We start from the raw sequence: 16,027 nt of genomic DNA on the forward strand, positions 1-16,027 counted from the left end.
ATTGAAATTTTAAGAATTTTATTGGCCAATAGAAAACCTTAACGATTAACGGATACGTTTTTATAATGATACATTAAGCACCGTCCATAATTATATTTCTGATTCACGACGGTAAGATGGGGCACCGATGAAAGATAAAGATGACTTAGAGTCAGGCGCTAAAAGCGAAATACATAGTGCTGTTGCTTCCTCCAACATCAATCTTGATAAAATCTACCAACTCATCGGCCTGTTCACAAAAGAGGACAAAGTTTATTCGCCAGAGCAACTTGACTTCTTCGACAAGGTGCTTGAGCCACTGATGGTTGGACTTGAAAATGCAGCCCTTGAAATTTTATCGCAAAATATATCACAAACGACACAAGCGCCTCCAAAACTATTAAAGAAATTTGCGCTCGATAAGGAGGCACCAATTGCTGGGCCTGTATTGGAATTTCACCCCTCTGTTCCAGAAAGCATATTACTTGAGGTAGCTAAAACACGCAACGACCCCCATCTCCAATATTTATCCAGACGAGAAGATCTGCCCTCCAACATCACCTCACCCTTGATCGTACGCGGCTCCAAGATTGTCCTTGCTAATGTTATTGAAAACGAAAGTGCTCAATTTTCAAAGGAAGGTGTAGATAAGCTGGTTGAGAAGTCAGCTCTAATCGAGGAGCTGGCAGAAAAATTAGCAGCTCGACCGGGGCTTCCATACTCCGTCATCACACAGCTGGTGAGCTTGGCTTCAGACAAAGTAAAAGCCAAACTTAGAAAAAAACTGATCGCTCGTAATCTTGACGTTGATACTGTCGTTGATAGCTCCAGCGCAGTTCTAGATGCCAAAACTTTTATGAAGACACGAAATTTCCACTCCGCTAAACAACGTGCCTCGTCTATAAAACTTAGTAGCCGTATGTCGTTACGAGAGCTCAAATGGATGATCAAGAATGACGATATAGATGGCACGATTGTTGTCCTTGAAGTCATGACTGGGCTATCATTAGAATTGGTGGGAAAAATAATGCTTGATAAGCAACATTTAAGCTTTATTGCCTTGTTGCGTGCTGTCGATTTAGATTGGGAATTTGTCAGTATGTTCATGGATTTGAGAGAAAAAGAAACTGAACTCTCATGGGACATTGAAGTAGTGAAACGCATGTATAACAAGCTAGATGTGAAACTCGCAAAATCCATCCTTGATGCAAAACGCTATGTATCAAAGCACAAAACGAATTAAAGAGCCATTGTGCTATATGACGATTAGCCTACACATGAAGTCGCTTGGTGTTTTCAATTCTAAAAATAGGTAAACTTCACCAGAACACATATGTTATTATGCCAGTATTTATAATACTTCATCACTCTGGAAATTTGCCACAATGAAAAACCGCCTAACATCTTTACTCATCGGGCTTTTTTTATTTGCAGGCGCAATGGGGCTGGCTGAAATTTTTCCTGGCCTTCGTCCTTATTTACCAAATTTTGAAACATTAATTGCTGATCTAAAAGGGGAAAGTAGCTATCGCTATGAACCATCCGTCAGCTCAACAAGTGTGGCTAATGCCAAGGACAGCGATAAAACTGGCACCACTCAAGAGGTCGTGCTCGCCTTATCGTGGACTACCGCATTTTGTGAAACCTCGCCCCATAAACGTGAATGCAAGTCGCAAAAAGTCGGACGCTATGATGTAACTAATTTCGCATTGCATGGTTTATGGCCAGAAGGACAATATTGCAGTCAAATACCTTACCGCAATGTTTCAGATCAACTTTGGAAAGGCATGCAAAAAATCATGCCAGGCACGGCTTCAGGCTTGCACAAGCACGAATGGAAGAAGCACGGCACCTGTTATTCCGATACACCAGAACGCTACTATGCAGATAGCCTGCGTCTTGCCACTGCTATCAATGAAACATCAGTGCGCGACTTATTTAAGTCGAACATCGGTAAGCGTATTTCAGCCCATGATATTCGTGCAGCTTTTGACGCTTCTTTTGGCAAAGGTGCGGGAGCGCGGGTGTTGGTTCATTGTGTGCGCGATGAAGGCCGAACGCTTATACAAGAACTCCGTATCGGACTGAAAGGCGATATTGCCAGCGCTAATCTTCCTGTTTTGTTAAAACAAGCCCGCCACAAAAAACGCGGATGCAAAGGCGGCATCATTGATGCGGTAGGCTACCAATAAATTATTGTTGGCTATCAAGATAGAGAAGGATAGTCTCAATCGAAACGACAACTCAAAAGGTTATCAATGACCGACGATAGCAACGATATTGCCACTGTTTTTCAAGATTATGCCGATGCCATGAATGATCTGGATGCTGAAGCGATGGCTGATCTATTCGCCTATCCAGTGACCATCTGGCAGCTGGGACGTGGTTATGTGTTTGAAGACGCCGATGAGCTTCAAGATAATATCGAAACATTGCTCGAAGTTTTTGACAAAGCGGGCGTTATCTATTCTGAGGCAGAAATCGGCCCGACCCATGTCACCAAAGCCGCCGCATTTGCCACCGTTTCATGGCGGCAGCAAGACGAGATAGGCGACGTGATTCACGCCTATCATTGCGACTATACGCTGGTGAGACAGCATAGCGACTGGTTGATCACGGTGGTGGTCAATGAAGAAGCTGTGGATGATATTTGATGGAACTTTCAAGCTTTGAAAGTCATGAAGTGGATGTTGGCGGCGGCGTTACTATTTTTGCCAAGGTGGCAGGCAGCGGCAATCCTATTCTCCTGCTCCATGGTTACCCACAAAACCATATGTGTTGGAACAAAGTCGCGCCACAGCTTGTTGAGGCTGGATACCGCGTTATTGTTCCTGATCTGCGTGGATATGGCGCCTCATCCAAGCCTGAAAGTGACGCAAAACACAGCCCCTATTCCAAACGCGCCATGGCCGCTGACCAGCTGGCGCTCATGAAAGCCCTTGGTCATGAGCAGTTTTTATTGGCGGGGCATGACCGTGGTGGACGCGTGGCACATCAGCTTGCGGTTGATCACCCCCACGCGGTTGAAAAACTCGTTGTTCTAGATATTGCCCCAACCCTTGCTATGTATGAGGGCACTGATCAGGCTTTTGCCACGGCTTATTACCATTGGTTTTTTCTCATTCAGCCTGAACCGTTGCCAGAAAAACTGATTGGGGCCGACCCTGAGTGGTATTTACACAGCAAAATGAATGCATGGACGCGAAATGAGAGTGCATTTGCCGATGAAGCTATGACGTCATATATTGCCGCTTTCAACAACCCAGATACCATTCATGCAAGCTGTGAAGATTATCGCGCCGCCGCAAGCATCGACCTTGACCATGCCCGTGCAGACATCACTGCTGGACGAAAGATCCAGTGTCCAACATTAAGCCTTTGGGGTGCTTTGGGCTTTGCGGCCAAATCCTATGATTTGCTCGCCACATGGGAGGCGGTTTGCGATGCTTCTGTTTCCGGCGAGGGATTTGAGTGCGGTCATTTTGTCCCAGAAGAAAAACCAGAAGAGACCATAGCAGCTTTATTGGCCTATTTTAAAAGCTAGAAGCATGATCTATTTGAAATAAGGTGCTTGACGTATCGTCGCAGCTTTCCGACATAGAGACAAAATCTCTTTCTAACACATCAGACTTGAAGCCGAAGTAATGACACTATTTCTCAAAAAAATATTACAAAGCCGCCGCTTTGAAATGGTGATTACCATTTTGATTATCATCAATGCCATCACGCTTGGTATTGAGACGAGCCAAACAGCTATGGAAAAATTTGGTGGGGTGCTCCATTTCATCGATCAGACGGTGCTTTATGTCTTTGTTGCTGAGCTTCTCGCTAAGCTGATCGTCTACCGCCATCGCTTTTTTCTGGATCCATGGAACATTTTCGATTTCATCATTGTGTCGATAGCACTGTTACCATCCACCGGCGCCCTGTCTGTTATGCGCGCACTTCGAATCTTGCGCGTATTGCGGTTGGTTTCGATTGTTCCCGCACTCAAGCGTGTTGTTGGTGCCTTTATTGAGGCTCTGCCTGGCATGGGTTCCATATTCCTGCTCATGGGGCTTGTTTTCTATGTCTTCTCAGTAATGGCGACCAAGCTTTTCAGAGATACTTTCCCCGATTGGTTTGGCTCGTTAGGTGCCTCAGCCTATTCACTGTTCCAAATCATGACACTAGAAAGCTGGTCGATGGGTATCGTGCGCCCGATCATGGAAGTACATCCATGGGCATGGGCCTTTTTTGTGCCCTTCATCTTGTGTACGACCTTTACCGTGCTCAATCTTTTTATCGGGGTTATTGTTTCCGCTATGCAGGAAGAACACGAATCCGACGCCGACGCCGACCGGCAAGCCATTCATGATGAAACCGCAGAAGTCTTGTCAGAAGTGAAGGCTTTGCGCGCAGAAATATCCGATTTGAAAAATGGCCTAAAATCAAGTTAGGCAGCGCACTTTCCATAAGCATTTGCCAAAATTTGCGAAAGCTCTTATTTAAAGTTAGCCCTTTCGATCGGAGAATAATACACAATGTCCAACCTTACCCGTTTTCTTGGTGGTTCACCGTTTGAAGTTTTCATCAAACTTTTGCTTATGTCCTTTGTCGTGGGCATTATTTTGAGCGCGCTTAATATTGACCCGCTTGATATCATCACCGGTATTCGCAATTTAATTACGCGGATTTATGAGCTTGGGTTTGAATCAATCGAATGGGCACTGCGCTATCTGGCACTAGGAGCGGCGGTTGTTGTCCCGATCTGGCTGATCTTGCGCCTTCTCAAAGTTTTCGGCAAAGATGTATAAAATCCATCGCGGTTTGATGAATTACTGAATGGCGTTTAGCAAGACGCGGAATATCACGCATATAACCACCGCCAATGACACAAGCGAGTGGAATATCATATTGACGCACTATATTGATGACAAATTCATCGCGTGCGCGCAATCCTTCATCTGTTAGTGACAAACGGCCAAGTCTATCTTCTTCATGTGGATCAACGCCCGCATTATAAAAGACAATGTCAGGCTGGCCGCGCTCTAACAATTTTGGCAAAGCATCACGCACAACGCCAAGATATTCATTGTCGCCCATACCATCGCGCAAGCCTATATCCAGATTCGAGCTTTGCTTGTTATCGGGATAATTTTTCTCTGCATGCACCGAGAAGGTAAAAACACTGTCATCGCCTGAAAATATCTCGGCCGTCCCATCCCCTTGATGAACATCGAGGTCAACCACCAACACACGATTTACAAGCCCCTCAGCCTGCAGCACCTTGATGGCAACGGCCACATCATTGAACACACAAAAGCCGGCCCCATGAGCGCGCCTTGCGTGATGCGATCCGCCTGCTGTGTTCAAAGCTATTCCATGTTCCAGCGCCAAACGCGCTGTCAACACCGTGCCACCTGTGGCGCAACGGGCACGCATGGCTACTGATGGATTCATTGGAAAACCAATATCGCGCGCAATGCACTGTGGCACTGTCCCGTTTAAAACTTGATCCACATAGGTTTGATCATGAGCGAGCGCCAACCAAGACGAAGGCGCCGGCACCGGTTCAAAGGTGTTTTCATCAACGGCCAGACCAATATCACGCAAATATATCATCAATGCCGCAAATTTTCCCATAGGGAAACGATGTTGCGATGGAATGTCGGCATTATAGGCTGGATGATGGATGATTGGCAGCACAGGCGACTTTTTCTCAAAAAACAATAGGCGAAAGATGTGATTTCAGCTTAAAGATTATCGATGCAAAGCGATACAGGCACCCTGCAAGTTACCAATAAAGCGGTTTTGGCCATCGCCATCCCTATGGCGCTTGGCTATTTGACGACCCCGCTGGTTGGCATTGCCGATACGGCTATTGTAGGCCAGCTTGGCAGCGCATCGCTTATTGGCGGTGTGGCCGTGGCGGCGGTCTTTGTCGGCCTCCTTTTAACCACCCTTAATTTTCTGCGCTTTGCAACATCTGCCCTCATCGCGCAGGCAGTTGGTCGCGGCGATAGCGTCGATGTTGTCGGCGTTTTACTACGCTCTTGCCTGATTGCCGTAATTGCTGGCGTTTGCACCATTTTGATTGCCCAACCGCTTTTATCCTTTGGTCTTTGGGTAATGCAGCCAAGTGATGCAGTTAGTTCTGCTGCTAGTGATTATTTTCTCATTCGCATTCTTGCTGCGCCCTTCACACTTTTAAATTTCGTATTTTTTGCTTGGGCACTTGGCACAGGGCGCCCAATATTAAGCTTTCTGCTGCAAAGCTTTTTAAATATCACCAATATTATCTTGAGCTACTATCTAGTGCTTATGCTCGACATGGGCATTAAAGGTGCGGCATTGGGCACTGTGATTGCTGAGATTGGAACTGTAGCCCTTACTCTTTTCTTTGTCATAAAGCCTGTTCTTGCCCAGCGCCCCCACCTTGTGGCAATCACATTTAATGCCGCGAAACTAAAAAGAATGATGCTGCTTAACTCCGATATCATGATGCGCTCATTCTGCCTTTTTGCTGCCTTTGCTTTTTTCACACGCCAATCCGCTCAGCAATCAGACGCGATCCTAGCTGCCAATGAAATATTATTGCATTTCTTTATGATCGCTGGTTATTTTCTCGACGGTTTTGCCGTTGCCGTAGAGCAATTTATAGGTCGAGCGATCGGTGCGCGCAGTCGAGATACTTTCCAACGCGCAATCCGTGTGACCAGTGTTTGGAACTTTGCGCAAGCCTTAGCTTTAAGTATTATCTTTCTTATTTTTGGCACATGGATGGTCGAATTTATGACCCCTAACGATGAGATACGTATAACCGCTCGCGGATTCATGTTATGGGCCGCCTTAACACCCGTGATCGGCGTTGCTGCTTTTCAAATGGACGGTATTTTTATTGGCGCCACATGGTCGAAAGACATGCGCAATTCTATGCTCACATCGCTTATTCTCATGATCGCGTGTTACTATGTCTTTTTTCCTTTGATAGGAAATCACGGGCTGTGGCTTGCGCTTTCTATCTTCCTTGGCCTAAGGGCTTTGACGCTTTATATTTTATTGAAAAAACGAGAGAAGAATCTTTTTGCGCCAGGATCAACCAGCTAGCGCGCTGATAAAAGCTGATCAACATCAAGGCCAACAAGACCTGAAACATCTTTCACCTTTTCTTTGCGAACTGCCGTCTCCAACACGACCTTCACCTCGTCAATCAACGTAAAGCCGCCATAGATCAAGCCGGTATACACTTGTAATAAATTGGCGCCAGCTCGCATTTTAGCAAGAGCCGTGGCGCCATCGGTGATACCGCCAACACCAATGAGAGGAAAATTCGGACCCACCAGTTTTCTCATTCTGGCTAGCACTAATGTTGACGCATCGAAAAGCGGCGCACCTGATAGACCCCCCGCTTCACCCGCAAGAGGGTGATCTTTGACTTTATCTCGCAACACGGTCGTATTGGAAATAATCATTCCTTCAATACCACTATCGAGAACCTCACCAGCGATACTTTCAATCTCAATAGTCGAAATATCTGGTGCAATTTTAAGGAAGATAGGCGGTTTATAACCTGTTTCAATCGCGGCCTCATCACGCGTATCACGCACAGCCGCCAACAACACACGCAATGCATCCACTCCTTGTAGATCACGCAAACCAGGCGTATTCGGAGATGAAATATTGGCTGTAAAATAAGTGGCCACATCCGCAAAACATTTTATGCCCGCAACGTAGTCCGCAATAAAATCTGATGAATCTTTATTCGCGCCAATATTAACACCAACAATGCCACCCTTCATGCTTCGCATGACAAGACGGCGGTGAGCTGCATCATGGCCCTCATTATTGAAGCCAAGCCGATTAATAACTGCTTTTTCTTTTGGCAGTCGAAAAACTCGCGGTTTCGGGTTTCCTTCTTGGGCACGCGGGGTAACTGTGCCTATCTCTGCAAACCCCATACCCCGCTTTAAAAGCGCGTCGGGCACCTCAGCGTTTTTATCAAAACCCGCCGCAATGCCTAAGGGGTTGGGAAACTTAAGCCCGGCCACCTCAACACGTAATGACGGGCTATCAACCCGCTTTGACGGCTTAATAGCCCCGCGCTTAAGGGCTTTGATACCCGCCATATGGGCTTTTTCTGCATCTAATTTTAACAGACCAATGCGGGCAAGATTTTCAATAAAACTCATAACTTAATCCAAAGGTGGAAATTCATGGGCACCATCACTACCAAGCGATAATGGCTTAATCCAGGAGGCATTTGCGAGATCCAACGCATCATACAAATGAGGAAATAAAGCACCGCCACGCGAAGGCTCCCATTTAAGCGCTGGCCCCAGTTTTGAACTATCAACCGCGATAAGCAGCAAATCTTCTAGCCCAGCAAAATGCTTATTAGCGGTTTCTCTCAATTGCTCAGCGCTGGAAAAATGAATATAGCCATCCGCAATATCGACAGGCGCGCCTTCAAAAACACCCTTGGCTTTTGCATCGCTCCATAACGATTTTGGGCAAATCTTATAAATTAACGTCATCGCACTCTCTCATTTACAGTGATTTGTCGCACTGTAATAATTTTGTCAATGCGTCATGATTGCGCTATATTGATTTCATCATGTTTATAGCACATTCAAAATCACTCTTTACGTCCGCCCTATTTGCCGCTCTGCTCATTTCAGCTCAGATGGCCGCGGCTCAAACACACTTTACATTAAGCGAAATTGATAATGGCTATATTTTGCTTAACAAAGAAACCAGTGCTCTTTCTGTTTGCACAAAATTTGGCGATGAACTTGTCTGCGATCCAGCCTCAAGAGAGCAACCATCAGCTCAACAAGAACAACTTGATACCTCTAAACCCCAAGTAAAAACGTTGGCATATTATTTTAATAAATTCTTCTCAGCAGACTTTCAGGCAAATAGTTCTACTTTTTTTGCTAACGTTACAAAACGTCTGTTCGATATGGTCGATGAAATCAAAGCGGCCTATAAAGCGACCAACGCATGAAAATCGCCCAAATTCTAATTGCCATGCTTGGCTTGGTGCTTACTATTATGGTCGTACTTGCAGCCCTTGAGGCCCCAATAAACGAAAGCTTTTTAAGGATAACGCAGGACTTATGGGGTTGGGTTACTTTACTGGATCTATATCTGGGCTTTATTCTGATTGCGATCTTTATAGCCATTATCGAGCGCGAGAGTAGCATAGCCTTTATGTGGATTGTGCCATTGTTCTTTCTAGGTAATATCTGGTCGGCACTTTGGTTTGTTATACGGTTTGAGAAAATTATGAGAAAATTCTCATAAAGCTCTCAGGATTGATTGATAGATTTATGTTATAATACAATTAAAGTGCCTATGAGGAGCCATTGGGGGGCAGACGACTTGAGTAATTCACCTGTTATCATAGTAGCAGACGACCATCCGTTATTTCGCGATGCGCTTGAGGGTACCGTGTCAAACGGTTTTCCCGGCGCAACAGTCGTAACCGCGAGTGATTTAACTTCTACCATTGCAGCGTTAGAAGAATCATCCGATACGGATCTCGTTTTGCTTGATTTGAATATGCCCGGCGTTCAGGGCTTTTCTGGTTTAATTTTTCTACGTGGACAATATCCCACAATACCCATTGTTATCGTTTCAGCTAATGATAACACCGATACAATTCGTCGTTCTATTTCACTTGGCGCCTCTGGCTTCATTCCAAAATCAAGTTGTACTGATGAAATGAAGGCTGCGATTCAAGTGGTGCTTGATGGTGGCCTGTGGGTTCCCGATAAAGCCGTCCTCGATGGCACTGAGCGAGATGATGAATTACTCGAAATTGCCTCTCGTCTTGCGACGCTTACACCCCAGCAAATGCGCGTTTTAATGATGCTGAAAGAAGGGCTTTTGAATAAGCAAATCGCCTATGAACTCTCTGTTTCCGAGGCCACTGTCAAAGCCCATGTTTCCGCTATATTACAAAAGCTCGACGTAAACAGCAGAACACAAGCGGTGATTGTTGCTTCTCGCATTGCGAATATAGACGAACGATAAATCAACCTAGATTTCACCCCATAACCGGTGAACCACTTATGGGCGATGCGCATTATTCTGCAGCAACCTGTCTGGCGCGCCATTGAGATAGAAGTGCACGCAATGCTGCTGGTTTTAGCGGTTTTCTCAAAATATGAATGTTGCGCTCCTCGGCGAAAGTCTGCACTGAGCGCGATCTATCTGCCGTGGCTATTATACTATGTAAATCTGCATTACACAGTTTTCGGCATTCTTCAATTACATCAATGCCCGTACCGCTATCAAGATGATAATCAGCAATTATACCATCGGGAGTGCGCCCTTGTTTATCTATCAAGTCAATCACCTCCTCCAAGGTGGCCGCTGTTAAGACATGGCAGCCCCAACCAGTTAACATAGCCTCCATCCCTTTCAGTATTTCTGGTTCATTATCGACACATAAAACCAATAAACCGGTTAATCCACCATTTGTAGAAACTAATGATGTCTCCTCTTTTACAGGACGCGATAATACATTAGGTCTCTCACTGCGCTTAACTACAACGGTAAACCGTGAACCCCTCCCAAGAATAGATTCGACATGAATTGGATGATGCAACACGCGCGAAATACGCTCCACAATTGAAAGACCAAGCCCCAATCCAGATGCAACACGCGCGCCTTCTTCTAAGCGATGAAATTCACGGAAAATCTCAGTTTTTCGGGCTTCAGGAATGCCCTGTCCAGTATCAAGAACTTCAACTCGAAGGCCGTTAGGCCCTTGGCGCACTCCAAATAATACTTTGCCCGACTTCGTATATTTTATCGCATTCGATAATAAGTTTTGCAAAAGACGTCGTAAAAGACGCTCATCCGACATCACAAAATGCGTTGTTGGAATGATTTTTAATTCCAACCCATTTTCTTTCGCTTGAGGCATAAATTCTATACTCAGCTGGTCAAATACATCTTGCAGCGCAAAAGTACTAACACAGGCTTTTAATGCCCCTGCATCAAGCCTACCAATATCAAGAACCGCGCCTAGAATATCCTCCACGCTTTCAAGCGACATGCTGATTTTTTGAATATACTGTATGGTCGCTGGATCTTCTTCGCTATGTGCCTTATCTGATAAGGTAGTTGCATAAAGACGTGCCGCATTCAAAGGCTGCAAAATATCGTGCCCAGCGGCCGCGAGAAAACGCGTTTTGCCAAGGTTAGCGTCATCTGCTTCAGCCTTCGCCTGTGTAAGCTGCTGGTTTAAATATGTCAGTTCTTCCGTTCTCGTGCGCACACGCGCTTCAAGTGTTTCATTGGAGCGGGTTAGTGCTTCCTCCGTTAAAATTCGGTTTGTAATATCATGAAGGGATAAAACAAAGCCGCCCTCCGGCATGGGTCGGGTACGTACTTCCATTGCCCGGCGGCTTATTGCTAACCGTTCAACGATTAAATCAGAGCTATCACTGTAAGAGGATATGCGGTTAGCAATTGCCGATTCAATAGAACCAAGCCCAAACTCACCGCGCTCAGCCATATATCTCAATATTTTGCCAAGAGATATTCCAACTTCACCTAGTTCTACTGGTAAATCGAGTAGCGTGCGAAAATTGCGATTCCAGCATGTCAATCTAAGATCGCTATCAAAAACCCCGATCCCCTGCTCCACTTCATCAATCGCAACTTGAAGCAATTCCCGATTATATTGGATGGCGGCTGTGGCCTCATCAAGAAGCAAAATAGTATCTTCTGTGGCGGCATCTTGACGACGGATAAGCAGTGTCATCACAAGTCGGGCCGACGCTGCCCCAATCGCAGAGGCCAGCAGCTGTTCAGCAAAGCGCAAAAGAGGAACATCGGCCACTCCTTCTTGCTCAAATTTCAAACCATTCTCACGCTCATAACGGTCGAAAGAACGTAGAGCACGCTCCTTGCCAAGATAATTGCCGACAGTTGAGCGTAAAACAGATACTTTAACGGGTGAATGCCAGCGGCGATAAACATGAGATGGAGTAAAGTTGCGCGCTGTGAATGTATCAGCCTGCAGTCGTTCCACCGGTGACTGCTCGGTCATTAAAGACACAACCACGAACAAGATGGCATTAGTTCCTAGTGACCACAGGGTGCCATGCATCAGTGAGGAAAACTCTGTGCCTAAAAGCGCCTGTGGTTTAAGAGCTGCAATACCAAAAGGTCCCTCACTTAAAAGCGATATAGGAAGCAGGCCTGAATCAACAAAAGTTGGTATGATCAATGTGTAGAACCACATGATGAAACCAACAGCCATGGCCGCAACCGCCCCATGGGAGGTTGCCCGCTTCCAGAACAACCCACCGAAAAAGGCGGGTGCAAGCTGGGCCGCAGCAGCGAAAGATAAAATGCCGATAGAGACAAGTGCCGCCGTGTCGCCTGCAATACGATAATAAACATAAGCCAGCAGAATAATGACTAAAATGGCGCAACGCCTGATGTTTAATATAAGCCCATACATGTCGGTATAAGGCTCAATGCGCTTTGATGAACGGCGCACCAACATCGGCACTACGATGTCATTTGAAACCATGATTGCAAGAGCTACAGTTGCCACAATCACCATCGCGGTAGCCGCTGATAAGCCACCTAAAAAAGCAATCAACGATATAAAATCAGCACCCGCTAAAATAGGCAAAGCGAGAACAAAAGAATCCTCACTCACCCCACTATCAAAAGACAAAAGTCCGGCAAGAGCGATAGGCGCTACAAACAAATTAATCAAAATGAGATAAAGCGGAAAAAGCCAAATTGCACGGCGCGTCTCATTGCCACCATTGCTTTCCACCACCATGACATGAAACTGACGCGGCAATAGAAAAAATGCAAAGAAACTCAAAATAGCAAAGCTTATCCAAAGCTCATCGCCGTTTTCCTGAAACAGCGATTTTGATAAAAGCCCTGCCGCTTCACCTTTTGTATAAAGATCAACCGGGCCGTCAAACATCACCCATGTCACATAGATGCCGACAACCAAAAAAGCGACCAGCTTAATAACGGACTCTGCCGCAATGGCCAGCATCAAACCATTTTGGTGCTCTGTCGCATCTGTGTGGCGCGCGCCAAACAAAATGGCAAAAGCTGCCATTGAGATAGCGATCAAAAAAGGTAAGTCGCTGAAAAATGGAAAACTGCTGCCGCTTTGAAACGTATTATCACCCACCATAATCGTGACTGATGTTGAAAGCGCCTTAAGCTGCAAGGCTATATAAGGAACGGTTCCGATAACAGCAATCAGCGTTGCTACCACAGCTACCGTTTGACGCTTACCATAACGGGCCGCCAAAAAGTCAGCGACAGAAGTAATACGCTCTTCTTTGGCAAGTCGAATGATCCGCTTCAACAGGGGATAGCCGATGGTGACCAAAAGAACAGGGCATATATAGATTGCTAAAAAATCAAACCCTGAACGGGCCGCAACGCCCACAGAACCAAAGAATGTCCAAGATGTGCAGTATACAGCAATTGAAAGTGCATAAACGGTTGGCCGCCATGCAATCCAGCGCGCTGAACCAGCTTGCCGGTCGCCATAGGTAGCAACCACAAACAAAAAGCCCATATAAACGAGCGCAATGGCAACAATACCAAGCCCGCTATTCCAAATTGTTGTCCCGAGAGCGGAAAAAATTTCGCCCATACTCTATACAAACTCCATCATTATTCCGGCAATTTTTTGTAAGATACAAATAGCTGCCTTCTATAAGAATAACATAGATTTTAATACTGGCTATCAATTGATATGCAACGAGTTGCAACTTTAAGTGGATACTCGCAAAAGTTTATCTTCCTTTAAGTAAATAACTTTGATATAAAATCTCTCGTAGCACTATATAGCTGAGTATTTGTCGTAGACATGAAGTGCTTACAAATTAAAAAACACCGAACCTAACATGGTGTCGGACATAGGGGAGTAATTAAATGCTTAAAGAATTCAAAGAGTTTGCCATGAAAGGCAATATGGTAGACATGGCTGTCGGTATAATCATCGGCGCCGCATTTGGAGTTGTGATATCATCGCTTGTTGATGATGTGTTCATGCCAGTAATTGGCTTGCTATTGGGCGGTCTCGACTTCTCAAATCTCTTTATTGTGCTTGGCGAAGGTACATTTGCAACTATAGATCAGGCAAAAGAAGCCGGTGTTGCTACGATGAACATTGGCCTCTTCATCAATGCGATCATTAAATTCATCATTGTTGCCTTTGCTCTATTCTTGGTCATCAAGGGTGTTAATTCAGCCAAGAAGAAAGAAGAAGAAGCACCAGCAGCTCCGCCTGCACAGGAAGTTCTTCTTACAGAGATCCGTGATCTTCTGAAAAAATAAGTCAATCATACGATTGAAAAGAAAAGCCTCGACTTTGTCGGGGCTTTTTATTTGCCTGCTGTTTGAAAATAGATTCACGCTCATTCTTGATTGATATGATTCGCTCATGCTTAACGGCTCGTTAGGGCTGAGGTGATAAACTATCACCTAGAGCCAGCTCCCATTTAATGGAGCCACTCTCGTGTAAATGCCAATGTAATGAGTAAAGGCGCAACACCGTGACTGATGTCGATTTTTCTGAACTTTCTTTTGTCGTTGCTGAGGATGGAGCCTATATGCGCACCATCATTCGAAACATGCTGCAAGGTTTTGGTTGTCGAAAAATACATGAAGCTGAAGATGGGGCCGCCGCCCTTGAGCTGATTGAGCGCGTGATGCCCGATATTGTGTTGCTTGACTGGGTGATGCCAGTACTTGATGGCTCCGATGTCATGCGCATGATCCGCCAGCCCGAGCACCCTATGGCCTATGTCCCGGTGATCATGGTAACAGCCTATGCCGAACGCAAACGCATCATGGAGGCTCGACAGCTAGGGGTGCATGAAGTGTTAAGCAAGCCCTTATCTGCTAAAGCCATTTCCCAGCGTATCCGCTCAGTTATTTTACAGCCTCGCCCTTTTATCAACGAAGGCGGCTATTTTGGGCCAGAACCGCGCGATGTTATTTCAAACCGTTCCACTGCCTCTGCAGCGCTGCGTGCTAAAGAGCAGGCAAAAGCACAATAAGTCTATTAACTTTACAATTATTGGTTTGATCCTGATGCTGTTTGGCGTATCACGCTATTTCATCAGGAAAGGAACCATCATGACCCGCACCATTATTGTTTGCCAAACTTGCAAGTTTTCACAAGAGGCTAAACTTAATGATGAAGGGCTTGCCGGTGGAGAAATTCTCACCAAACATCTGGAAGATGTGTTGGGAGAGCGTGAGGATTTAGTCATCCAAAAACAAGATTGCCTATGGGCCTGTTCTGATCATTGCAATGTATTGATGTCAGATAGCAAGCGGTTTTCTTATCTTGCAGGCCGCTTTGAGCCCAAGCGTGAGGCGGCAGAAGCTATCGTTCAGTGGTTTGACAAACATGGCGAAAACAAAACCGGCCAAGTGCCGTTTCGCGAATGGCCAGATGAAATGCGTGGTCATTTTATCGCGCGTTTGCCTGCCCAAAATTCACCCTCTTCGACGGACACCGAGTGATGGTAACGTTGGTTTTAGGTGGTGCGCGATCAGGCAAGAGCCGCTTTGCAGAACAAGAGGCAGATCGATGGCTTGCCGAGCATCCAAATAGAGAGCGACTATATTTGGCAACCGCGCAAATTTATGATGATGAAATGCGCACCAAAGTGAAACAACATAAAATACAGCGCGGCAGTAACTGGCGCACCATTGAAGAACCAGAAAATCTAACGCAAGTGCTTGCAGCAGAGATGGCCAATGATAAATTTATATTAGTCGACTGTCTCACGTTATGGCTCTCCAATCTTCTTCTCAAAGAGGCCAACACAGATGAAGCGATAGAGCAACTATGCTCCCTTTTAAAGGGCGCAAAAGGTGAAATTGTCATGGTCTCGAATGAAGTGGGTCTTGGCATCGTGCCGGACAATAAACTTGCCCGACAGTTTCGAGATATTCAAGGACTTGCCAATCAACACATAGCACAGGCCGCCCAAAAAGTTATTCTCATAACCGCCGGACTGCCGCTCGTATTAAAGGGCTAAAT

At 45.7% G+C, this 16,027-nt stretch carries 18 protein-coding genes; 14 read left to right on the forward strand and 4 right to left on the reverse strand.

Translation table 11 applies throughout. From position 1 onward, the window contains the following. Window positions 1–127 precede the first annotated feature (127 nt). The 6 genes from ABJ081_02955 (at window position 128) to ABJ081_02980 (ending at window position 4,775) form a co-directional block, all read left to right on the forward strand. Window positions 128–1,222 carry a DUF2336 domain-containing protein gene (locus ABJ081_02955; GenBank protein MEP6355617.1) on the forward strand — a complete coding sequence of 365 codons (1,095 nt, stop codon included), beginning with the start codon at window positions 128–130 and terminating at the stop codon, window positions 1,220–1,222. A 142-nt stretch (window positions 1,223–1,364) separates the two neighbouring features. After that, entirely contained in the window at window positions 1,365–2,171 is an 807-nt protein-coding gene (locus tag ABJ081_02960; GenBank protein MEP6355618.1) for a ribonuclease T2, read from the forward strand. 66 nt (window positions 2,172–2,237) lie between these two features. Further along, a complete protein-coding gene (locus tag ABJ081_02965; protein MEP6355619.1) occupies window positions 2,238–2,633 on the forward strand; it encodes a hypothetical protein in 396 nt (131 codons plus the stop codon). Further along, window positions 2,633–3,523, forward strand: a complete 891-nt coding sequence (locus ABJ081_02970; protein MEP6355620.1) for an alpha/beta hydrolase — start codon at window positions 2,633–2,635, stop codon at window positions 3,521–3,523. Before ABJ081_02965 ends, ABJ081_02970 begins: the two co-directional genes overlap by 1 nt. Before the next feature lie 100 nt (window positions 3,524–3,623). Next, the gene (locus ABJ081_02975; GenBank protein ID MEP6355621.1) at window positions 3,624–4,418 is read left to right on the forward strand and encodes an ion transporter; all 795 of its coding nucleotides are present in this window, start codon (window positions 3,624–3,626) and stop codon (window positions 4,416–4,418) included. Between the two features lie 84 nt (window positions 4,419–4,502). Further along, complete coding sequence (locus ABJ081_02980; protein MEP6355622.1) at window positions 4,503–4,775, forward strand: DUF6460 domain-containing protein; 273 nt, start codon at window positions 4,503–4,505, stop codon at window positions 4,773–4,775. On the opposite strand, the gene ABJ081_02985 is transcribed toward ABJ081_02980, so the two are convergent. After that, window positions 4,750–5,667: a histone deacetylase gene (locus ABJ081_02985; GenBank protein ID MEP6355623.1), complete on the reverse strand. Its 918-nt coding sequence runs from the start codon at window positions 5,665–5,667 to the stop codon at window positions 4,750–4,752. The two genes, ABJ081_02980 and ABJ081_02985, sit on opposite strands and share 26 nt — an antisense overlap. Before the next feature lie 60 nt (window positions 5,668–5,727). Between ABJ081_02985 and ABJ081_02990 the strand changes: the two genes are divergently transcribed. Beyond that, complete coding sequence (locus tag ABJ081_02990) at window positions 5,728–7,068, forward strand: MATE family efflux transporter (GenBank protein MEP6355624.1); 1,341 nt, start codon at window positions 5,728–5,730, stop codon at window positions 7,066–7,068. On the opposite strand, the gene ABJ081_02995 is transcribed toward ABJ081_02990, so the two are convergent. Together ABJ081_02995 and ABJ081_03000 are read right to left on the reverse strand one after the other, a co-directional pair. Continuing rightward, a complete protein-coding gene (locus ABJ081_02995; protein ID MEP6355625.1) occupies window positions 7,065–8,150 on the reverse strand; it encodes a quinone-dependent dihydroorotate dehydrogenase in 1,086 nt (361 codons plus the stop codon). The genes ABJ081_02990 and ABJ081_02995 overlap by 4 nt on opposite strands. Window positions 8,151–8,153: 3 nt before the next feature. After that, window positions 8,154–8,495: a DUF952 domain-containing protein gene (locus ABJ081_03000; GenBank protein MEP6355626.1), complete on the reverse strand. Its 342-nt coding sequence runs from the start codon at window positions 8,493–8,495 to the stop codon at window positions 8,154–8,156. An 80-nt stretch (window positions 8,496–8,575) separates the two neighbouring features. On the opposite strand from ABJ081_03000, the gene ABJ081_03005 reads away from it, so the two are divergent. The 3 genes from ABJ081_03005 (at window position 8,576) to ABJ081_03015 (ending at window position 9,999) form a co-directional block, all read left to right on the forward strand. After that, entirely contained in the window at window positions 8,576–8,968 is a 393-nt protein-coding gene (locus ABJ081_03005; protein MEP6355627.1) for a hypothetical protein, read from the forward strand. After that, complete coding sequence (locus tag ABJ081_03010; GenBank protein MEP6355628.1) at window positions 8,965–9,267, forward strand: hypothetical protein; 303 nt, start codon at window positions 8,965–8,967, stop codon at window positions 9,265–9,267. Before ABJ081_03005 ends, ABJ081_03010 begins: the two co-directional genes overlap by 4 nt. A 78-nt stretch (window positions 9,268–9,345) precedes the next feature. Next, window positions 9,346–9,999, forward strand: coding sequence for a response regulator transcription factor (locus tag ABJ081_03015; GenBank protein ID MEP6355629.1), 654 nt, complete (start codon window positions 9,346–9,348; stop codon window positions 9,997–9,999). A 52-nt stretch (window positions 10,000–10,051) separates the two neighbouring features. Here ABJ081_03015 and ABJ081_03020 read toward each other — a convergent pair whose 3' ends face one another. Beyond that, window positions 10,052–13,621 carry a hybrid sensor histidine kinase/response regulator gene (locus tag ABJ081_03020; GenBank protein ID MEP6355630.1) on the reverse strand — a complete coding sequence of 1,190 codons (3,570 nt, stop codon included), beginning with the start codon at window positions 13,619–13,621 and terminating at the stop codon, window positions 10,052–10,054. Window positions 13,622–13,902: 281 nt separating this feature from the next. Here ABJ081_03020 and mscL point away from each other — a divergent pair, with 281 nt between their 5' ends. The 4 genes from mscL to cobU all read left to right on the forward strand — a co-directional run bounded on the left by mscL (window position 13,903) and on the right by cobU (window position 16,025). Next, on the forward strand, window positions 13,903–14,307 hold the full coding sequence (mscL, locus tag ABJ081_03025) for a large conductance mechanosensitive channel protein MscL (GenBank protein ID MEP6355631.1): 405 nt from the start codon (window positions 13,903–13,905) through the stop codon (window positions 14,305–14,307). 218 nt (window positions 14,308–14,525) lie between these two features. Continuing rightward, on the forward strand, window positions 14,526–15,032 hold the full coding sequence (locus ABJ081_03030) for a response regulator (protein ID MEP6355632.1): 507 nt from the start codon (window positions 14,526–14,528) through the stop codon (window positions 15,030–15,032). 79 nt (window positions 15,033–15,111) lie between these two features. Continuing rightward, window positions 15,112–15,504 (forward strand): DUF1636 domain-containing protein, encoded by a 393-nt coding sequence (locus ABJ081_03035; protein ID MEP6355633.1) that lies wholly within the window; start codon window positions 15,112–15,114, stop codon window positions 15,502–15,504. Further along, window positions 15,504–16,025 (forward strand): bifunctional adenosylcobinamide kinase/adenosylcobinamide-phosphate guanylyltransferase, encoded by a 522-nt coding sequence (gene cobU / locus ABJ081_03040; protein ID MEP6355634.1) that lies wholly within the window; start codon window positions 15,504–15,506, stop codon window positions 16,023–16,025. The genes ABJ081_03035 and cobU overlap by 1 nt, the downstream gene beginning before the upstream one ends. The last annotated feature ends 2 nt before the right edge of the window (window positions 16,026–16,027 follow it).

The sequence above is a fragment of the Hyphomicrobiales bacterium genome, assembly GCA_039989895.1.
Lineage (GTDB): Bacteria > Pseudomonadota > Alphaproteobacteria > Rhizobiales > JACESI01 > JACESI01.

Coding starts and splice junctions, on each gene's coding strand:
- ABJ081_02955 (MEP6355617.1), top strand. CDS start 128: ATGAAAGATAAAGATGACTTAGAGTCAGGCGCTAAAAGCGAAATACAT.
- ABJ081_02960 (MEP6355618.1), top strand. CDS start 1,365: ATGAAAAACCGCCTAACATCTTTACTCATCGGGCTTTTTTTATTTGCA.
- ABJ081_02965 (MEP6355619.1), top strand. CDS start 2,238: ATGACCGACGATAGCAACGATATTGCCACTGTTTTTCAAGATTATGCC.
- ABJ081_02970 (MEP6355620.1), top strand. CDS start 2,633: ATGGAACTTTCAAGCTTTGAAAGTCATGAAGTGGATGTTGGCGGCGGC.
- ABJ081_02975 (MEP6355621.1), top strand. CDS start 3,624: ATGACACTATTTCTCAAAAAAATATTACAAAGCCGCCGCTTTGAAATG.
- ABJ081_02980 (MEP6355622.1), top strand. CDS start 4,503: ATGTCCAACCTTACCCGTTTTCTTGGTGGTTCACCGTTTGAAGTTTTC.
- ABJ081_02990 (MEP6355624.1), top strand. CDS start 5,728: ATGCAAAGCGATACAGGCACCCTGCAAGTTACCAATAAAGCGGTTTTG.
- ABJ081_02995 (MEP6355625.1), bottom strand. CDS start 8,150: ATGAGTTTTATTGAAAATCTTGCCCGCATTGGTCTGTTAAAATTAGAT.
- ABJ081_03000 (MEP6355626.1), bottom strand. CDS start 8,495: ATGACGTTAATTTATAAGATTTGCCCAAAATCGTTATGGAGCGATGCA.
- ABJ081_03005 (MEP6355627.1), top strand. CDS start 8,576: ATGTTTATAGCACATTCAAAATCACTCTTTACGTCCGCCCTATTTGCC.
- ABJ081_03010 (MEP6355628.1), top strand. CDS start 8,965: ATGAAAATCGCCCAAATTCTAATTGCCATGCTTGGCTTGGTGCTTACT.
- ABJ081_03020 (MEP6355630.1), bottom strand. CDS start 13,621: ATGGGCGAAATTTTTTCCGCTCTCGGGACAACAATTTGGAATAGCGGG.
- mscL (MEP6355631.1), top strand. CDS start 13,903: ATGCTTAAAGAATTCAAAGAGTTTGCCATGAAAGGCAATATGGTAGAC.
- ABJ081_03035 (MEP6355633.1), top strand. CDS start 15,112: ATGACCCGCACCATTATTGTTTGCCAAACTTGCAAGTTTTCACAAGAG.
- cobU (MEP6355634.1), top strand. CDS start 15,504: ATGGTAACGTTGGTTTTAGGTGGTGCGCGATCAGGCAAGAGCCGCTTT.